Source organism: Listeria booriae (assembly GCF_000766865.1).
Taxonomy (GTDB): domain Bacteria; phylum Bacillota; class Bacilli; order Lactobacillales; family Listeriaceae; genus Listeria_A; species Listeria_A booriae.
Window position 1 is genome coordinate 18,326 of sequence record NZ_JNFA01000019.1, and the last position, 19,231, is coordinate 37,556.

The following is a 19,231-nucleotide window of genomic DNA, read 5'->3' on the forward strand; positions in this document are numbered from 1 at the left end:
GAATCTTCTTTTTGTCTGGCGTCTTATTTTTTCAAGCTTTTGCGTGACCATAATGCGGCTAAACCGATTAATAATGTTCCGAATAATGTTGTAGGGACTGTGTTTTGGTCTCCGGTTTTAGGCAGTGTTTTTTCAGTGCTCGCTGTTGATTCTGGTAGAGTTGCCGCTGTTTGTGTTTGTTCAGGTTGTATGGTTGGTGGTTGGCTTTGGTATGCTGTGTTTGGTGTCATCAAATGCGTGTTTTTTTGAATGGCTTGTTGTATATTTGGTGTGGATGGAGTCTTGATAGGTAGTGCGTCTTGCGCTACGGGTGTGTTTTCTTCTGCCGTTTGCTCAGTTGGAGTCGCTGGTTCATCTTTTATTGGAGTGACTGGATCTGTTGTTTTTTCAGTTGGGGCTGGAATTGGATCTGTTTTTTCATCGGTTGGTGTTGTTGGTTCAGCGATTGGATCGGGAGTTGGGGAGTCAGGTTCTTTAATTTTGCTGTTGTCTAATTGTTGCTGTGCGTCGTTGATTTGTTCTTGCAATTGTGCTTTTTTTTCTGGGTTAGTAACGGCATTTACTTTCAATTGAGCTTGGTCTATTCTGTCTTGTGTTAAATCAGCGACAATTTCGTGGGATTCGGTGAATAGGGAGGCAACGGCAATCGCGGCTTCTTGTTCTGCTAATTTTTCTGTTAGTTGTTGTTGGGCTTTGTCGATATTGGCTTGAAGTGTGTTTTTAGTTGGCGATTCTTTGAGTGCAGAGACTTGATTACTTGCTGCGTCAATGGCTTCTTGTGTCAAATCTTCGGTTATATCATTTGTTGGATTGGCGTCGGTGAATAATGCGTGTGTTGTGGCAGTTGCTTCTTGCTCGTGTAGACGATCTTGAAGTTGTTGATTCGCTGATGCGACGCGGTCTTGTAATGTTGCTTTTAAAGTTGCGTCTGTTACGGAATTTGCAATGTTTTCAGCTTGGTCAATATCGGCTTGTACGAGAGTATCGCGAATTGTATTGGTAGGATTGTTATCGATGAAAAGCTTATTGACTGCGGCTTCTTTTCCAGCGTCAGCGGATTGCACATTTAACAAGGATCTAGCTAGATAGTTACCATCTGCATCCAACGAAACGACTTCAATGTACATTCCCTGTGTTAATGGAGATAGAGTTCCGTAATCGGGGCAACCTGCTTGAACATACTTCGTGTAGTCAGTAATCGAAATGGAATAGTCGCCGTTTTCATCTGTTTGAATTGGCGTTTGAGTATGTCCAATCATCCAGCCACCTGTCGTGAAAACCCGAGATGTGACAGTACCTTGTGCCGGAAGATGACCAGTAATTGTTACATCACCTTCATAAGATGTATTTAAAAGTGGAGCAACAGTTTGAGTCGTGCTTTCAGCGGCAAATGTTTGATCGGCGAAAGCGAAACTGGAAGTTCCAAGTAATAACATCGTTGCAAGCGTCGCATTTATTATTTTTTTCATGATTCATAGCCCTCCATATTTTAGTTTGTTCTGTCTGTTTTTTTGTATACACATAGTATACGCTTATTGGAAAAAGCCATTTAAAAACGACCGAATCAAAAGTGCTACATAATGGCTGGAAATGTTGCTCTAGATGCCTATTTATAGCTGAAATGATACATCAAAAACATGAATAAAAGCCCTTTGTTACGATTTTGTGAAAAATAACAGAAGTACAGAATTTCAAAAAATGTTCTCCTGGAGTTATAAAAAACGGCGAATGTCCAGAAAACACAAAAAAACTGGATACACCATACCATTCAAGGTTAGTGTATCCAGCTCTATCTTTCTATAGTTCCTTGTCCGTAAAGAAGGGCAGTGAGATAGTGAAAGTTGTTCCTTTATTTGGCACACTATGCACGCTAACCTCACCATCATGATAGCTAATCAGCTGCTTCACAATCGAAAGACCAATGCCAGATTCGCCAAACTTCGTACTCGTCCGCGACATATCCGCCTTATAAAAACGGTCCCAAATTTGCTCCACTTCGGATTCATCCATGCCAATCCCAGTGTCACTAATTTCAAAAATAGTTGCTTTATATTCCTGTTTAGCGGTAAGTGTAATCGTCCCATTCTCGGTAAACTGAATACTGTTTTTCACGATATTAATAAAGACTTGCATCAACCGATCATAATCCGCAAAAATTTGTACAGAATCTGGCGCATCCACAATAATTTGGTTGCCTTTATCCTCGGCTGTCAATTGTAACTGGTCTTTAATAATATCCAAAAATTCATGCGCTGTAAATGTCGTCTTATTTAGTTGAATCTGATTAGAACGAATCCGCTCATAATCCAGATTTTCATTCACAAGCCGAGCCAAACGTCTTGCCTCCGTATCAATCAGCGCAATACAACGATCCGTCTCGCTTTTCGGAATAATGTCATTCACTAAACCTTCCGTCAAACCACTAATCGTCGTAAGCGGCGTCCGCATTTCGTGAGACACATCCGCAATAAACTGGCGACGACGTTTTTCCTGACGCTCAATTTCAACGGCCGATTCTTCCAACGTTTGCGTCATCTTATTGAAATCCCCAGCAAGCGCGCCAATCTCATCAATTGAACTCTCTTTCAAACGCACACTATAATTGCCTTTAATTACTTCCTTGGTCGCCGAACTCAATTTGCGGAACCGATTCACTTGCAGTTTGGCAATAATCGCACTCAAAATAAGGGCAATCGTAATCGAAATAAGAATCGTATAGAAAACGTACCAATTAATTTTGCCGATAACTTTCTCGGTGCCGCTAATCGGCGAAGTCAGCATGATGCCACCAGCGAATTCGCCATTTTTTTCAATCGGAATACTCACACGCGTCAACTGCTCGCTAAAACGTGTATCCATCAATGTCGAAACCGTTTTGCCATCCTGTAACTCCTTCCATTCATCTGTTTTCAATCGAAAATCAGGAGGAAGAGGGCGGTCGTTTTTCGGATAAATAATCGCTGCTGTATCATCGAAAATCACATAATGAATATTCTTCACGCTCAAAATCTGCTGATACGTCCGCAAAATAGGGCTCGCCACTTCCTCGCTCGACATGCCTTGCACATCTTTTGCAATCTCTTCTCCGTAAGCTGTTAAATCCGCAACCTCAGACTGATACAAATAATCCTTCATAAAATGCGAAATCAACAAGCCAATCATCAAACACGCGATGAACAAAATAATAAACTGTGTCAAAAAAAGCTGATAAAAGTATTTAAATTTCATGCGACTCATTCCGTTTCATCAAATTTATAGCCAACGCCCCAGATCGTATGCAAAAATGGATGCTCTTCCGTGGCAATCTTCTTGCGGAGTCGCTTAATATGCACATCTACCGTCCGCTCATCCCCGTAAAACTGATAGCCCCAAACCTGCTCCAACAACTGTTCCCGTGAGAAAACCTGGCGTGGATGCTGCATCAAGAAGTATAACAAATCAAATTCCTTTGGCGTCAATGCTTCAAGTAACTTACCTTCATAATAAATTTCCCGCGTCTTTTTACTAATTTTGAAATAGGTTGTTTCTAATATATCATCGTCTTCTGCGGCTTTTACCGACTGGCTTTGTCCTTTACGACGAGTTACGGCTTTAATCCGCGCCATCAACGTCAGCGGGCTAAACGGCTTAGTCACATAATCATCCGCGCCAATTTCAAGACCAAGCACCTGATCGGATTCTGATTCTTTCGCCGTCAAAATAATAATCGGCACATCACTCGTCTCGCGAATTTTGTGACAAATCGTCATGCCGTCCATACTTGGCAGCATCAAATCAATAATCACAATATCCCAATCGTCCTTGCCAAACGTTTCAAAACCTTCCAATCCATCATGCACAAACGTTGCGTCTATCTTTTCCTTCATAAAAAACATTTCGATCATCGTACAAACACTGACATTATCCTCAATCATTAATAACTTCATCATTTTTGCCTCTCTCTCATTATAGCTCTCTCTTAAAACTAGACTAAAAAGGTCCCGAAATCAAGCTAAATAATGTTTTTCCCAAAAGTTTAAAACACCGCACACAATTTGTTCATATTTTTTTCACACCTTACGTCTAATCTTATAAACAGAGCAAGACGAAATGGAGGAATCGATATGAATTTTATCAAACGAGCATTACTTAGTATGAAGGCACGAAAAGGAAGAACAATATTGCAATTATTTATTTTTACAATTGTGTGTGTACTTATTCTTTCCGGATTTACTATTCAATCCGCTGCAAATAAAGCGAGTGAACTAGCGCGAAAAGAACTTGGGGGAGACGTGACATTATCCGTTGACCGCGAAAAACAAATGGAGGCACAACAAAAAGAATCCTCCAGCAGTAGTGATGGAAGCACAACACAGCGACGCATGTTCGAATCGACGCCAATCGCCGTATCCGCTGCTGAAAAATTAGCCAAATTAGACCACGTAGCGGGTTATAATCTTTATTCCAACACACAAGCATTAGCATCTGGTTTTGACCCAATTAAATCATCCAACGACACATCCCAAGATAGCTCTTCATCCACAACACAACAAGGGCCAGGAGGGGAGAATAGCAATGATACGAACCGTCCGCAAATGGTACAAGCAGACTTAAGCGTATCAGGCGTTCTAGACTCTTCCACAGCAACAAACTTCAAAGCAGGTACAGACAAATTAGTATCTGGAAAAGCAATCACAGCAAGCGATGTTGGCAAAAACGTTGTCATGATTGAAAAAACACTCGCAGAAGAAAACGACCTTAAAGTCGGCGATAAAATTAAAATCCAATCAAGCGACGAAGCAACAACAGTAGAACTTACGATTCAAGGTATATACGAAACAAGCGATTCAGGAAGCGATGCAGCAACAAACTTCTCCTTCTTAAATCCATACAATACGATTTACGTACCATACACAGTCGCTAATACCATCAAAGGCAGCGACAGCAAAGACACAGTTGATTCCGCGATTTACTTCATGGACGACGCAGCAAACATCAGTGCTTTTGAAAAAGAAGCAAAACAAGTATCCGCAGTAGATTGGGACACGTTCAAATTAGACGCAAATGACGCAGTTTACCAACAAATGATCGGTCCAATCGACAACGTAGCTTCCTTCTCTAAAAATGTCGTATACATCGTATCTATCGCAGGAGCTTTAATTCTAGGACTACTCGTTATGATGCAAATTCGAGAACGAAAATACGAAATGGGTGTACTGCTTGCAATCGGCGAAAAACGCTCGAAACTAGTCGGCCAGTTCTTAGTTGAAATTTTGGTAGTGGCGGTCTTGTCATTCGGAATTGCCGCGGTAAGTAGCCATTATGTGGCGCAAGTCGTCGGAAACCAACTATTAACACAGCAAAACGCAACCGCATCGGAAACAACATCGAGCAGTAATCAAAGAGGTCCAGGCGGAAACGGTGGCGGCCCAGGTGGCGGTGGTCCAGGATTTGGCGCATCACTAACAGCGAACACAAGCGAAATCAAATCACTAGACATCCAAGTGAGCCTAGAAGACATGTTGAAAATGGGCGGAATCGGCGTTGGTATTGCCTTCATCTCTGTATTACTACCATCGATCCTTGTCCTACGCATGAATCCAAAAACAATCTTAACAAAACAAGAATAGGAGCGTGACCCATAATGACAAAAATTCTCGAATTTACCGACGTAACATATAGCTACAACCAAAACGATAATCCCATTTTAGACAACATTAACTACACATTCGCAACCGGCGTTTTTTACACCGTCGTAGGTAGCTCAGGATCAGGAAAAACGACTTTCCTATCCTTGGCTGGCGGACTTGACGCACCAAAAGGCGGCGACATCTTTTACAAAGGCTTGTCACTCAAAAAAATCGGCCTAAACAGATACCGCAATCAATACGTGTCAATCGTGTTCCAAAGCTACAACTTACTAACTTACATGACAGCCCTTCAAAACGTGACAACCGCAATGGAAATCACCCATGTGAATCAAAAAGACAAAAAACAATTTGCACTCGACATGCTAGCGAAAGTAGGCATCGACGAAAAAATGGCACGCCAAAAAGTACTAACATTGAGCGGCGGCCAACAACAACGCGTTTCCATCGCCCGAGCATTGTGTTGCGAAACCGATTTAATCGTAGCAGACGAACCAACAGGGAACCTCGATGAACGCACAAGCAAGGAAGTCGTCACGCTATTCCAAGACCTAGCACACAAAGAAGGCAAATGCGTCATCATGGTAACGCATGACCCCGAAATTGCTAAAGTATCCGACGTAAAAATCACGATGAAGAACGGTAATTTTGAAGTAAAAGAACAAATTGCCGCAATGGTATAACGAAAAAACTCGCCTGATGAAGCGTCATTGCTGACTCGGCGAGTTTTTGTGCTTATAAAAATGTTAAAAAACGATAATCCCAAATCGCTTCATGATGCGCCATAATTTGCTCAGCGGTCAAAATATCACTATTCGCCGTCGTATGCAACCCGCGCTTCATCGAACAATCAAAACCAAGACCGTGTGCAAATCGAACGGTGCTATCCACACAATATTCCGTCTGTGCCCCGCAAAATTCAATTTTCTCCACATTTAACTCCGCTAAAATCACCGGCAGCTCCGTCTTGTAAAACGAATTCGCATGCGTCTTATTCACATACAAATCATCCGTGCGCGCATCTAGTTCCGGCATTACCCGCCAGTCCTCACTATCAATCACGAGTTCCGCATCTACATGCTGCACAAAAATCACTGGTTTCCCCGCATCCCGGTACACCGCAATTCGTTCATTCACGCCACTTAGCACCTCATCCAACCTAGCCAACGGGAAGTCCTCCGAATTTACCCCGTTCTGAAGATCAATCACAATCAACACATCGCTTACCATGATATCACGCAACCTCTCATCATTTATTTTCATACTTCATCGGCAATCCCATTTTCTCAGCGAGCACTAGAAAAAACGCCTTATCAATCTCAAAATGTCCATATCGAAGAGAAGAACGGTATTTTTGCCACGCATCCAGTTTCGAAATAGCATGTAACGGAACTTCCTTCGCATTAGGGAAGAAATCAACATCCTTGCGATAAGGAATAAAAGTCTCCGTCATTGCAAAAGGATAAATATCCGACCCCTTCACGCGCCCAATTGCCGTAAAACATTGACATTTCTCCTCACTTCCAAGTTCCCGCTTCGGACTATAATAAACCAACCAATCCCCAGGCTTCATCCGTTTCAGCGGGGCTTCTTTACCATGACATAGCTGTGAAAACCCGCCTTCTACGCCACCCATAACATGATTCAAAGACGCTACACCAATCCAATATTTTGTCATTTTAATCATCTTCTTTCGTTAATTCTTGTAATGCTTGCTGAAATTGTTTCGGTTCCGATACGTTTGCGAAGAATACCGCATCAATATTTTCAACTAGCGGAAGTGCGATTTCAAGTTTCGCTTGACCAGCGCGAGTGAGGGAGATTGCCTTTGCGCGCGGATCATTTTTGGCCATTTTCCGCGAAACAAGTTCCTTTTTTTCAAGCAACTTCAAAATCTGTGAGACCGTCATCACATCCATGTCCGCCAACTTTGCAATACTCACTTGAAAAACTTCGTCACTAGCCTGAGAAAGGTAACCAACTGCGGTCAAAACAACAAATTGTGGATGTGTTAAATCAATGGCTTGTAGCTCCTGTTTCACGCGTGTATGCCAAAGATTATACGCCCGCATAAATAAAAATCCAGTTGAATCAGAAGTATTTCGTCCAAATTTCGATGGAAAATTCATGTTAACCCTTCTCTCTTTATAGTAAGTATGCTTATTATATATCTTATTACAATCCTGGTCAAGCGAATATCCTTCATTAATCATTGACACAGCCCAATACATCCTTTATAATTTCAAGTATCATACAATTAAAAATAGTGTGAGCCTAAAGAAAGACGCGCGTTTACAAGAGAAGTGTTCCTTGGCTGGAAGAACACAAACGAGAAGTGATTTCTGTGCTAACTCACAATTACGATGACTATTTTTCGTTTTTTCCGCGTTAAGGAATCTTAAAGAGGTAATGATTCAAGTCTTATATCATTGCAAACAGGGTGGTACCGCGAGCATATTCGTCCCTGTATTGCGAGACGATATAAGGCTTTTTGTTTTGTATCGACGCTCGCGCCAACCAAAAGGAGGAAATAGAGATGAAACAATTATCAAGTGCTGAAGTAAGACAGATGTTCCTAGACTTTTTCCAGGAAAAAGGGCACCAAGTGGAGCCAAGCGCGCCGCTCGTACCAATTAACGATGCATCCTTACTATGGATCAATAGTGGCGTTGCAACACTAAAAAAATATTTCGATGGCAGTGTCATCCCAGACAATCCACGTATTACCAATGCGCAAAAATCAATCCGTACAAACGATATCGAAAACGTAGGGAAAACAGCGCGTCACCACACATTCTTTGAAATGTTAGGGAATTTTTCCATCGGTGAATACTTTAAAGAAGAAGCTATTGTCTGGGCTTGGGAATTCCTAACGAGTCCGAAATGGATTGGCTTTGATCCAGATAAATTATACGTAACGGTTTATCCAGAAGACGAAGAAGCAAAAAACATTTGGAAAGAAAAAGTCGGTTTAACAGACGATCATATTGTGCCGATTGAAGATAATTTTTGGGATATTGGGGAAGGTCCAAGTGGTCCGGATAGTGAAATTTTCTACGACCGTGGCGAAGCTTATGGCAATGATCCAACTGACCCAGAACTATATCCAGGCGGCGAAAATGAGCGTTACTTAGAAATCTGGAACCTCGTATTCTCGCAATTCAACCACAACGCAGATGGCACGTACACGCCACTTCCAAAGAAAAACATCGATACAGGGATGGGTCTAGAACGCATGGTTTCCATCATCCAAGACGCGCCAACAAACTTTGAAACAGACCTATTCATGCCGATTATTCGTGAAGTAGAAGCTATTTCAGGTGAAAAATACGGTCAAAATCCAGAAACAGACACTGCATTCAAGGTCATCGCGGACCATATTCGTACTGTAGCATTTGCCATTGGCGACAGCGCCTTGCCATCAAACGAAGGACGAGGCTATGTGTTACGTCGTTTACTGCGCCGTGCCGTTCGTTACGCAAAAAACATCAACATCAACGAGCCATTCATGTACAAACTTGTCCCAGTAGTTGGTCAAATCATGAACAGCTACTATCCAGAAGTTGAAAAACAAACTGAATTCATCCAAAAAATTATCCGTACAGAAGAAGAACGCTTCCACGAAACGCTAAACGAAGGCTTAGCTATTTTAGAAGAAATGATGGCTGCTGCGAAAGAATCAGGTCAAATGAGTGGCGCAGACATTTTCAAACTGTATGATACATTTGGTTTCCCAGTCGAATTGACAGAAGAATACGCGGAAGACAATGGCTTAACAGTGGATCACGCTGGTTTTGAAGAAGAAATGAACAAACAACGCGATCGCGCTCGAAATGCCCGTGCTGACGTTAAATCGATGAGCGTACAAACCGAATTGCTAACGAGCCTCACGGAAAAAAGCACATTCGTAGGCTACGAAGCAACAACCATCGCAACAGAAGTGCTTTACATTATAAAAGCAGGTAGCCTAGCAGAAAGCGCATCACGCGGCGAAAAAGCACAAGTTATCTTCAAAGAAACACCATTTTATGCAGAAAGTGGTGGACAAGTAGCCGATCACGGAATCATCACAAAAGCTGGCTTCACAGCAACCGTTTTAAACGTCCAAAAAGCACCAAACAAACAAAACATCCACGAAATCCGTATCGAATCAGGTAGTCTAAACAAAGGCGACCACGTGACACTAGAAGTAGATAAAGAATCTCGTCGCGGCATCATCAAAAACCATACAGCAACCCATCTATTGCACCGCGCCCTAAAAGACGTATTAGGCGATCACGTCAACCAAGCAGGTTCCCTTGTAGAACCGAACCGTTTGCGCTTTGACTTCTCGCATTTTGGTCAAATTACAGAAGCCGAACTATCCAAGATGGAACACATCGTTAACCGTAAAATCTGGGATCAACTTGCTGTTGACATTAAAGAAATGCTAATCAAAGAAGCAAAAGAACTCGGCGCTATGGCACTATTTGGCGAGAAATACGGCGATGTTGTCCGCGTAGTCCGTATCGGCAACTACAGCATCGAACTTTGTGGTGGTATCCATGTTAAAAACACCGCTGAAATTGGACTTTTCAACATCATTTCCGAAAGTGGTATTGGCGCGGGAACACGACGCATTGAAGCTGTCACAGGCGAATCTGCATATCGCTTCTTAAACCAACAAGAACACTACTTAAAAGAAACAGCAAACCTACTAAAAACAACACCGAAAGAGTCGCCACAAAAAGTAGAACAATTGCATCAAGAAGTACGTGAATTAAAACGCGAAAACGAATCTTTGCTAGCTAAATTAGCAAACGCTGCGAGTGCTGATATTTTCAGTAATCCAGAAGACGTTGGTGGCGTTCCAGTCATTGCCAAACAAGTAAACGCAAAAGACATGAACCAATTACGTCAATACATGGATAATTGGAAAGAAACAAAAGCAAGCGGCATTCTCGTTCTAGGTGCAGCACATGACGATAAAGTAAGTCTCATCTCCGCTGTCTCAGAAGACCTAATTAAAGAAGGCTACCATGCAGGTAAACTACTAAAAGAAGTAGCAACGCGCTGTGGTGGAAACGGCGGCGGACGCCCTGATACAGCCCAAGCAGGAGGCAAAGACCCAGAGAAGTTAGCAAGCGCATTAGCATACGTAACGGAATGGGTTGCGGCCCAACAATAAGCACCGGCATGTAATAAATATCATCTAAAATCAGCATCTCCTTTGTTATTTTTCACAAGTTAGTGTAGAATGAATGGTGAACAATAGTGTGATAACAATGGAAAAGAGGTGCTGATCAAGATGACTTCTGACAAAACAATGTTCTATAATTTTGGCGATGATTCCATCGAAGAAGACGTAAAGCTTTTGATGGGGCAGGTTTACGTGGCTCTTGAAGAAAAAGGATATAACCCGATTAACCAGATTGTTGGTTATTTACTATCCGGTGATCCAGCTTATATTCCACGCCATAATGACGCTCGTAATTTGATCCGCCGTTTAGAGCGTGATGAGATTATCGAAGAACTCGTAAAGGCGTACCTAAAAAACAATAAGATTGGTGACAAATGAGAACAATGGGATTAGATGTTGGCTCAGTGACTGTTGGTGTAGCGATTAGTGATGCACTAGGCTGGACCGCACAAGGCATTGAGACAATCACAATAAATGAGCAGGCCAAACAATTCGGTTACGACCGAGTAAAAGAGCTTGCAGAACAAAATGAGGTCACAAAAATTGTGGTCGGTTTGCCAAAAAACATGAATAACACGATAGGCGAGCGCGCAGAAGCTTCACAGAAATATGCAGAAGTGTTGGAGAGTCGCACGGGTATTCCAGTTGTTTTATGGGATGAACGATTGACGACAGCCGCCGCAGAACGCACATTATTAGAAGCCGATGTTAGCCGCAAGAAACGCAAGAAAGTCATCGATAAGCTTGCAGCAGTAATGATTTTGCAATCTTATTTAGATGCAAACAATTAATGATAAAGAGGTGTCCATTATGACAGAAAATCATGAACATGATCACGAACACATTACAGTAGTAGACGAAGACGGTAACGAGGAGCTTTACGCAGTCCTTTTCTCCTTTAATTCCGATGAGTTTGAGAAATCTTACGTTCTTTATTACCCAGAAAGCGCAGAAGATGAAGAAGAAATCGAATTACAAGCTTCTTCTTTCATCGAAAACGAAGACGGTACACAAGGTGAATTGAAACCTGTAGAAACAGAAGAAGAGTGGGACATGATTGAAGAAGTCCTAGCAACATTCCTAGAAGACGAGGACGAAGAGTAAAAAATAAAGGCAAGAGATAATGCACCATTCGCGTGCGTATCTCCTGCCTTTTTTGTTGTTCCTTTACGCTGTTGGTTTGCGTTTTTTAACAATTTTTACGATTAAATAAATGACGATGATGACGAGTAGTGCGAGCATGGCGTAGCTGATTGGGCGTGTATATTGCTCCACAACACTCCAGTTGGCGCCAAGCTTGTAACCTAAATAGGTCAAGAAGATGTTCCACGGAATACAGCCGAGAATCGTATAGATGACGAATTTCCAAATATTCATCTTCGCAATACCGGCAGGCAGTGAAATGAACGTCCGAATAACCGGCAAAATCCGCCCGAAGAATACAGCCGATGCGCCGTACTTCTGAAACCAGTGTTCCGCAAGATCCAGGTGTCCAACATTTAAGAAAATATATTTCCCAAATTTCAAAACAAGCGCGCGACCGCCAAATTTCCCTATGTAATACGCGATTAGGGAGCCAACTAGATTTCCAGCAATCCCCGCGAAAACAACGAGCCAAAAGTTCAAATCGCCAGCTTCTGCCATGAAACCGCCGAATAGCATCACGACTTCACTTGGAAGTGGGATACAGACGCTTTCAATCACCATCGCCCAGAAAATGCCCCAATGGCCAAATAAATCAATTAATGTCATCACAAAGTTTTGTAGTCCTTCAATAATGGAATGTAGCATAGAAAGCCTTCTTTCTTTTTGTATTGTTCTATTATAGCTAAATATGTCCAAAACGTCACGAATTTATATTTTTTGCAGAATGTGGTTGAACTATCGTACGCATTACCGTTATAATAGATAAGGAATAGTTTTGTATAGACGAATGAAAGAGGTTTAGATATGAAAAAATCCAAGAGCAAAATGATCACGCTAATTATATCAAGTATTGCGTTGATACTTGTTGCCCTAACAGTTGGAGGCTATTTTTATGTGGATTCACAGTTGCAAGCCGTGAACGCCAAAAGCAATGAATCCATTATTGTTGATATCCCAAAAGGCTCTAAAGTGTCAGAAATTGGCGATATTCTAGAAGAAAATCAAGTGATTAATAGTAGTATGATTTTTACATACTATGTGAAATATAAGAATGAAGTGAATTTAAAAGCAGGGAAATATAAATTAAGCCCATCGATGTCTGTGGAACAAGTTATTGCGGAACTGAAGAAAGGGCAGGTTGTTGCACCTTCGAAGCTTGTCATTCCAGAAGGCTACTCACTGGATCAGATTGCAGACCGAATGGTGACGTATCAGCCGACATTGAAGAAAGAAGATGTCTTGAAAGTAATGGATGATAAAATGTTCGTGAAAGAACTGATTGCGGCTTATCCAGATACGCTTAGCAATGCTGTGTTAGCACCAAATGTGAAGCATCCACTGGAAGGTTATTTATACCCAGCCACGTACGAATTTGATAGTAAGCAAGATGCGAAAGCAATGATCACGCAAATGGTGAAGGCAACAGATACGAATATTGCTCAATTTAAGCCAGAGCTTACGAAACAGAAAATGTCTGTGCACACCTTTTTGACGATGTCTTCCTTAATTGAAAAAGAAGCGACGGCGAATGTGGACCGCAAGAAGATTTCCAGTGTTTTTTATAACCGTATAAAAGAGAAGATGCCGTTACAAACCGACCCGACAGTGCTTTATGCGCTTGGTAAACATAAATCGAGGACGCTTTACAAAGATTTAGAAGTCGACTCGCCATATAATACCTACAAAAATAAAGGTTTACCGCCAGGTCCGATATCTAACAGTGGTCAAACATCGATGGAAGCTGCACTGGCTCCTGAGAAGACGGATTACCTGTACTTTTTAGCGAATACGAAGACCGGACAAGTTTACTTTTCAAAAACGCTAGAAGAGCATAACAAGCTAAAACAAGAACATATTACGAATAATGATTAAATGAAAGCTGTGATAAGCGTTTGTTGTATGCCGCTAGGTGTGACAGACGCTTATCATTAGTTTATTAAAGGGGATAAAAGGCCGTGAATGATACGCTAATTCATAATTATTTGCTTTCACATATTCCAGAACGCAAACCGTTTTTTATGGAATTGGAAGCTTATGCAAAAGAAAACGAAGTACCGATTATGGAAATCGATTCGATGCATTTTATGTTGCAGATTTTGCAGATTCAACAACCAAAGCGAATTTTGGAAATTGGTACTGCGATTGGATATTCCGCTTTACGGATGGCAGATGCCTTGCCAGATGTACATATTGTGACGATGGAACGCGATGAAACGAGATACGACCGCGCATGGCACAACGTTCGTGAGTTTGGCGCTGAAGATCGTGTGGAAGTTTTGCTTATGGATGCGTTAGAAGATAGCTCCATCGTGCTTGAAAAAGAGAATTTCGATGCGATTTTTATCGATGCAGCCAAAGCGCAATATGCGAAGTTCTTTGACATCTACATTGAGAAATTGGCTCCGAACGGTGTGATTTATAGTGACAATGTCCTTTTCAAAGGCTTGGCGTTACATGATTCACCGCGCGCACAACAAAAACAACGCGTATCACGAAAAATGCGCGAATTCAACGACTGGTTACTGCAAAATCCTGATTTTACGACAACAACGATTCCACTTGGAGACGGCCTTGCGATTAGTCGCAGAAAGGAAGACGTATAATGATGCAGAATAAGCCGATAGTAGTAGGTGTCACTGGTGGAAGTGGTTCAGGAAAGACAAGTGTTAGTAAGGCGATTTATGACCATTTTACAGGCCACTCGATTTTAATGTTAGAACAAGATTTTTATTATAAAGATCAAGCAGAAATGGCGTTTGAAGAGCGTTTGGAGACGAATTATGACCATCCGCTAGCCTTTGATACCGACCTTTTAATTCGGCATTTGAAGCAATTGCTGCGTTATGAGCCTATCGATAAACCGGTTTACGATTACGAATTATACACGCGATCCAGCGAAATTATTCATCAAGAACCAAAGGAAGTCATTATTTTAGAAGGCATTTTGATTCTTGAAGATCCGCGTTTACGTGATTTGATGGACATTAAAGTGTATGTTGACACAGACGACGATATTCGGATTTTGCGACGTATGGTTCGCGATGTGAACGAGCGCGGTCGGACGATGGAATCCGTTATTGAGCAGTACTTAACCGTTGTAAAGCCAATGTATCAGAAGTTTATCGAGCCAACAAAAAAATACGCAGACATTATTATTCCAGAAGGCGGCGAAAACAAGGTAGCCATTGATTTAATGACAACAAAAGTCGCGACAATCCTAGAAGCACACCTATAAATGCGACGCTACGGCTTGTAATTATCAACAAATTAAGATAGAATTTCACTATTGGACAAAATTTGCTGGACATTTCCTGAAAATCGTGTTAATCTTTCAGGCGTAAAGTAAATACATGTTATAGTGCGGAAAAGGAGCCACCTTTTTCGTTCTTTTAATAAACAGATGAAGGAGAGAAAGAATTTGGCTACAGAAAAAGTATTCCCAATGACATTAGAAGGTAAAGCAAAATTAGAAAACGAACTAGCAGATTTAAAAACAGTAAAACGTAAAGAAGTCGTAGAACGTATTAAGATTGCGCGTAGCTTCGGCGACCTTTCAGAGAACTCCGAGTATGATTCAGCAAAAGACGAACAAGCATTTGTAGAGGGTCGAATCACAACGCTTGAAAATATGATTCGCAATGCACAAATCATTGATGCAAGTGCAATGAGTGGAGAAGTAGCACTAGGAAACACCGTTACTTTCGTAGAATTACCAAATGGCGACGAAGAAACGTACACTATCGTAGGTAGCGCAGAAGCAGATCCATTTGAAGGTCTAATCTCCAATGATTCACCAATCGCTAAAGCACTATTAGGTTGTAAAGAAGGCGACGAAGTTTCCATCCAAACACCAGGCGGCGAAATGAACGTTAAAATCGTCAAAATCAGTGCATAACGAAAACATACAATGAGAAACTTTCAGGGGAGCAAGTAGGAAATGAAGCCCGCTTGCTCCTCTGGACGAATAAGGTGGTGTCACAATGGACCAAAAATCACAAAAAGAAGAGCAGCGACGCATTGCCGAAAACAAAGTAGAAGCATCACGCTCCGAACAAAATAGCAAACATAAGAGAACAAGCATCACATTGAACGTTCTCATTATTTTAGTAAGTGTACTCATCATTGCAGTTCTATGGCTCGTTTTTTTTTTAACGGCTGAGGATACAAAAGAACCGCAAGAAACAAAGCCAGCAACCACGCAACAAGCTAAAGACACAACAAAAGACGACACCAAGAAAAAAGACACAACCGAGAAACCAAAAGAAGAAACAGTCACTGAGACAAGTGATGATCCAAACGTATCGAAAGTAATCACGAAAGACTGGAAAGTGATTCCAACCGAACAAAAAGGCGATCACGTCAATTCCTATGAAATGGATAGTCAAGACTGGAGCGAAAAAGTAGCTGCTTTTTCAGAAGCAACAAGTATTGATAAAGGCGATATGACGGTTTGGTATGTGGGGCGTGGAGAAGATCCTGCAACACAATCTGTAGGAACGATTTCTACAAAAGAAGACCCAGACAAGGCATACCGTATTTACATTACATGGAAAGATGGTTCAGGATGGCAGCCAACAAAAGTAGAAGAACTAAAAACAAATGACAAGAAAAATTAGTACAAAGCTGTGTTTCGACTCTGTTCGGGCACAGTTTTTTTAGGAGGATGACACATGGGGAAAATCGCTATTATTGGTGCGATGGAAGAAGAAGTGATGATTTTGCGAGAAAAGCTCGTGAATTTGGAAGAAGTAACGATTGCTAGTGCAGAATTTTACGTTGGTGAACTTGCAGGAAAGGAAGTTGTCTTGCTGAAATCTGGTATCGGAAAAGTAAATGCTGCATTATCCACCACGTTATTATGCGATCATTATGATATTTCGTTGATTATCAATACGGGCTCGGCAGGCGGAATTGGCGCAGAATTAGAAGTAGGGGATGTCATTATTTCTGACAATGTTGCTTACGGAGATGTGGATGCAACTGCATTTGGCTATACATATGGACAAGTTCCACAAATGCCAGCACAATATCAAGGCGACGCTACTGCGATGCAACTGGCGCAACAAGTATATCAAGACAATTTTTCTGAAAAGGGCAAAGCGGTGTATGGCCTTGTTGTAACAACGGATTCATTCATTCATCGCCCAGACCAAAGAGAAATGATTACGACATTCTTTCCGGAAGTGAAGGCTGTAGAAATGGAAGCCTGTGCGATTGCGCAAGTTGCTCACCAATTCGATGTCCCGTTTTTAATTATTCGTGCACTTTCTGATGTGGCGGATAGTGAAGCAAGCGTTTCTTTTGATGAATTCTTGGCGACGGCTGCTGCGAACTCATCAACGTGTATTTTGCAATTATTAGCGCAATTATAGTCAAAAAAAGCCCGCGAAACACGATTGTGCTTGGCGGGCTTTGCTTTTATACGAGGTCGTTTGTTAACTCTAGGAATTCCTTGACGTCTCCAACAGCGATTTCTAGTGCGCTTTCCCAGAAATCTGGTTTTGTTAAGTCGATGTTTAAATGTTTTTGAGCTAATTGTTCGGTTGTCATCGCGCCAGTGTCTTGTAGTAAGGCGATGTATTTGTCTTCGTAGCCGCTTCCTTCTGCTAATGCTTGGTGGTAAATGCCTAATGAGAACAAATAGCCGAATGTGTAGGGGAAGTTATAAAATGGCACTTCCGCGATGTAAAAATGCAATTTGGAAGACCAAAATTGTGGATGATATTCTGATAACGCATCTTTAAACGCTTCACGTTGCGCTTCTTCCATCAATGTATTTAGACGATCCGCAGAAACAAGGCCTTCTTTGCGTGCTTCATAAAAACGTGTTTCAAACAAGAAACGGGCGCGAATGTCCATAAAGAAAGCGATACTACGGCCAATTTTGTCTTCCAAAAGAACGATTTTCTCTTCTTTTGTCGCAGCCTCTTTCACGGAAGCGTCGGCAATAATCATTTCTGCAAAAGTAGAAGCAGTTTCTGCCACATTCATCGCATAATTCGTATTTTCAAACGGTTCATCACGAATCACGTGCGAGTGGAAGGCATGTCCTAACTCATGAGCCAATGTCGCAACCGTCCCAGGAGCACCGTCATACGTCATAAAGATGCGACTTTCCTTCTCCAACGGGAAGTCCGTACAAAAGCCACCAGGACGCTTATTATCGCGATCCTCGGCTTCAATCCATTGCTGTTCAAACGCATGTTTCGCAAAACTAGCCATTTTCGGGCTAAATTTCGCAAACTGTGTCAAAATAAAATCCGCACCTTCTTGATACGTATATTTCTTCGGCTCAGAATCCAGCGTAAGTGGTGCAAAAACATCATGAAAACTCAATTTTTCAATACCAAAAAGTTGGGCTTTCCGATTTAAGAAGTCAACAAATGTCGCTTTATGCATCTCGATAACTTCCCACATAGTTGCGAGTGTTTTTTCATCCAAACGGTTGATAGCTAGCGGTTCAGAGAGAACGTTGTCCCATTTACGCGTGCGATATACTGCAAGCCGGAAGCCAGCGAGATGGTTTAGCGTATCACTAAACAACTGCGATTTCTCTTGCCACGCCTTTCCGTATGCTTCAAAAACAGCGACACGAACGGCACGGTCAGGATGGCTAAGCAAATTCAATGCTTGTCCAGCTGAAACTTCTTTGTCCTCACCATCAATCGTTACAGGCACGCGAATTGTTGCTACAATCGTATCATAATGATCCGACCAACCACGATAACCGTCAACATTCAGCGCGCTAATCACCGTTTCTTCATCACGCGTTCCTTTTTTCTTCCGATTATCGCGAGCTTCATTCAACACGAAAGCAATCTCGCTCAAGCCATTTTCTTGCAGTAAGGAAGCCCATACATCATCTGAAATAAGGGCGAATTTCTCATGCCATTCATTTTCAATCGTTTCTAACTCAGATAATTGTTGATACACATCGCCAGAAAGTTCCACCGCTTTCAAATCACGCGTATCCGCAGAAGATAAACATTCTAAAAATGCCGCTGCGTTCATCAATTGTTTCGCAATATCTGCATTTTGGTTAATCAATAATAAAAATTCACTCACATCAGCTGAGCCGCTTGGAATTTCCCAATCGCGCACCGCTTGTTTAAATGACGCGATGTCTTTCGTTGTTTCCGCCAAGGCTTCTAAGAGCGCTTCTGAGCCACTTCCACCCGAATAAATCGCGTCTAAATCCCAGACTAGAGCATAGTTTTTCGACATAATAATCCCCCTTGAAATAGGTATTTTCCACTTCATTATAGCACTTCTCACAGAT

The 19,231-nt window shown here is 41.8% G+C and carries 20 protein-coding genes; 12 read left to right on the forward strand and 8 right to left on the reverse strand.

Features of this window, described 5'->3' with window-relative positions; genetic code table 11:
• Positions 1-23: 23 nt before the first annotated feature.
• From EP57_RS06030 to pieR, 3 genes are all read right to left on the reverse strand, one after another.
• Positions 24-1,469 carry a toxin Cry1Ac domain D-VI-related protein gene (locus EP57_RS06030; protein ID WP_036085195.1) on the reverse strand — a complete coding sequence of 482 codons (1,446 nt, stop codon included), beginning with the start codon at positions 1,467-1,469 and terminating at the stop codon, positions 24-26.
• A 328-nt stretch (positions 1,470-1,797) separates the two neighbouring features.
• Positions 1,798-3,237 (reverse strand): two component system sensor histidine kinase PieS, encoded by a 1,440-nt coding sequence (pieS, locus tag EP57_RS06035; RefSeq protein ID WP_052167588.1) that lies wholly within the window; start codon positions 3,235-3,237, stop codon positions 1,798-1,800.
• Entirely contained in the window at positions 3,234-3,926 is a 693-nt protein-coding gene (gene pieR, locus EP57_RS06040) for a two component system response regulator PieR (protein WP_036085197.1), read from the reverse strand. The genes pieS and pieR overlap by 4 nt, the downstream gene beginning before the upstream one ends.
• 177 nt (positions 3,927-4,103) lie before the next feature.
• Here pieR and EP57_RS06045 point away from each other — a divergent pair, with 177 nt between their 5' ends.
• Positions 4,104-5,609 (forward strand): ABC transporter permease, encoded by a 1,506-nt coding sequence (locus tag EP57_RS06045; protein WP_036085199.1) that lies wholly within the window; start codon positions 4,104-4,106, stop codon positions 5,607-5,609.
• A 14-nt stretch (positions 5,610-5,623) separates the two neighbouring features.
• Positions 5,624-6,310, forward strand: a complete 687-nt coding sequence (locus tag EP57_RS06050) for an ABC transporter ATP-binding protein (protein WP_036085202.1) — start codon at positions 5,624-5,626, stop codon at positions 6,308-6,310.
• Positions 6,311-6,362: 52 nt separating this feature from the next.
• On the opposite strand, the gene EP57_RS06055 is transcribed toward EP57_RS06050, so the two are convergent.
• The 3 genes from EP57_RS06055 to EP57_RS06065 are packed head-to-tail and all read right to left on the reverse strand — an operon-like array spanning position 6,363 to position 7,756.
• The gene (locus EP57_RS06055; RefSeq protein ID WP_241480711.1) at positions 6,363-6,890 is read right to left on the reverse strand and encodes a cysteine hydrolase family protein; all 528 of its coding nucleotides are present in this window, start codon (positions 6,888-6,890) and stop codon (positions 6,363-6,365) included.
• Complete coding sequence (locus EP57_RS06060; RefSeq protein WP_036085206.1) at positions 6,877-7,305, reverse strand: EVE domain-containing protein; 429 nt, start codon at positions 7,303-7,305, stop codon at positions 6,877-6,879. The genes EP57_RS06055 and EP57_RS06060 overlap by 14 nt, the downstream gene beginning before the upstream one ends.
• 1 nt (position 7,306) lies before the next feature.
• Positions 7,307-7,756, reverse strand: coding sequence for a MarR family winged helix-turn-helix transcriptional regulator (locus EP57_RS06065; RefSeq protein WP_036085209.1), 450 nt, complete (start codon positions 7,754-7,756; stop codon positions 7,307-7,309).
• A gap of 407 nt (positions 7,757-8,163) precedes the next feature.
• Between EP57_RS06065 and alaS the strand changes: the two genes are divergently transcribed.
• The 4 genes from alaS to EP57_RS06085 all read left to right on the forward strand — a co-directional run bounded on the left by alaS (position 8,164) and on the right by EP57_RS06085 (position 11,910).
• Positions 8,164-10,794: an alanine--tRNA ligase gene (gene alaS / locus EP57_RS06070; RefSeq protein WP_036085211.1), complete on the forward strand. Its 2,631-nt coding sequence runs from the start codon at positions 8,164-8,166 to the stop codon at positions 10,792-10,794.
• A gap of 120 nt (positions 10,795-10,914) precedes the next feature.
• Positions 10,915-11,184 (forward strand): IreB family regulatory phosphoprotein, encoded by a 270-nt coding sequence (locus tag EP57_RS06075; RefSeq protein WP_036085213.1) that lies wholly within the window; start codon positions 10,915-10,917, stop codon positions 11,182-11,184.
• Positions 11,181-11,597, forward strand: a complete 417-nt coding sequence (ruvX, locus tag EP57_RS06080; protein ID WP_036085214.1) for a Holliday junction resolvase RuvX — start codon at positions 11,181-11,183, stop codon at positions 11,595-11,597. Before EP57_RS06075 ends, ruvX begins: the two co-directional genes overlap by 4 nt.
• A gap of 19 nt (positions 11,598-11,616) precedes the next feature.
• Complete coding sequence (locus tag EP57_RS06085) at positions 11,617-11,910, forward strand: DUF1292 domain-containing protein (RefSeq protein ID WP_036085215.1); 294 nt, start codon at positions 11,617-11,619, stop codon at positions 11,908-11,910.
• Positions 11,911-11,973: 63 nt separating this feature from the next.
• Here the strand turns inward: EP57_RS06085 and EP57_RS06090 are convergent, their stop codons facing one another.
• Positions 11,974-12,597 (reverse strand): DedA family protein, encoded by a 624-nt coding sequence (locus tag EP57_RS06090; RefSeq protein WP_036085216.1) that lies wholly within the window; start codon positions 12,595-12,597, stop codon positions 11,974-11,976.
• A 159-nt stretch (positions 12,598-12,756) separates the two neighbouring features.
• Between EP57_RS06090 and mltG the strand changes: the two genes are divergently transcribed.
• The 6 genes from mltG (at position 12,757) to mtnN (ending at position 17,324) form a co-directional block, all read left to right on the forward strand.
• Positions 12,757-13,824, forward strand: a complete 1,068-nt coding sequence (gene mltG / locus EP57_RS06095) for an endolytic transglycosylase MltG (RefSeq protein ID WP_036085217.1) — start codon at positions 12,757-12,759, stop codon at positions 13,822-13,824.
• 83 nt (positions 13,825-13,907) lie between these two features.
• The gene (locus tag EP57_RS06100) at positions 13,908-14,555 is read left to right on the forward strand and encodes an O-methyltransferase (protein ID WP_036085219.1); all 648 of its coding nucleotides are present in this window, start codon (positions 13,908-13,910) and stop codon (positions 14,553-14,555) included.
• A 2-nt stretch (positions 14,556-14,557) separates the two neighbouring features.
• Positions 14,558-15,187: a uridine kinase gene (udk, locus tag EP57_RS06105; RefSeq protein WP_036085662.1), complete on the forward strand. Its 630-nt coding sequence runs from the start codon at positions 14,558-14,560 to the stop codon at positions 15,185-15,187.
• Between the two features lie 183 nt (positions 15,188-15,370).
• A complete protein-coding gene (greA, locus tag EP57_RS06110) occupies positions 15,371-15,847 on the forward strand; it encodes a transcription elongation factor GreA (protein ID WP_036085220.1) in 477 nt (158 codons plus the stop codon).
• A gap of 85 nt (positions 15,848-15,932) precedes the next feature.
• Positions 15,933-16,568 carry a DUF1510 family protein gene (locus tag EP57_RS06115; RefSeq protein WP_036085221.1) on the forward strand — a complete coding sequence of 212 codons (636 nt, stop codon included), beginning with the start codon at positions 15,933-15,935 and terminating at the stop codon, positions 16,566-16,568.
• Between the two features lie 54 nt (positions 16,569-16,622).
• Positions 16,623-17,324, forward strand: a complete 702-nt coding sequence (gene mtnN / locus EP57_RS06120) for a 5'-methylthioadenosine/S-adenosylhomocysteine nucleosidase (RefSeq protein WP_036085224.1) — start codon at positions 16,623-16,625, stop codon at positions 17,322-17,324.
• A 46-nt stretch (positions 17,325-17,370) separates the two neighbouring features.
• Here mtnN and EP57_RS06125 read toward each other — a convergent pair whose 3' ends face one another.
• Complete coding sequence (locus EP57_RS06125) at positions 17,371-19,176, reverse strand: M3 family oligoendopeptidase (protein WP_077916805.1); 1,806 nt, start codon at positions 19,174-19,176, stop codon at positions 17,371-17,373.
• Between the last annotated feature and the right edge of the window lie 55 nt (positions 19,177-19,231).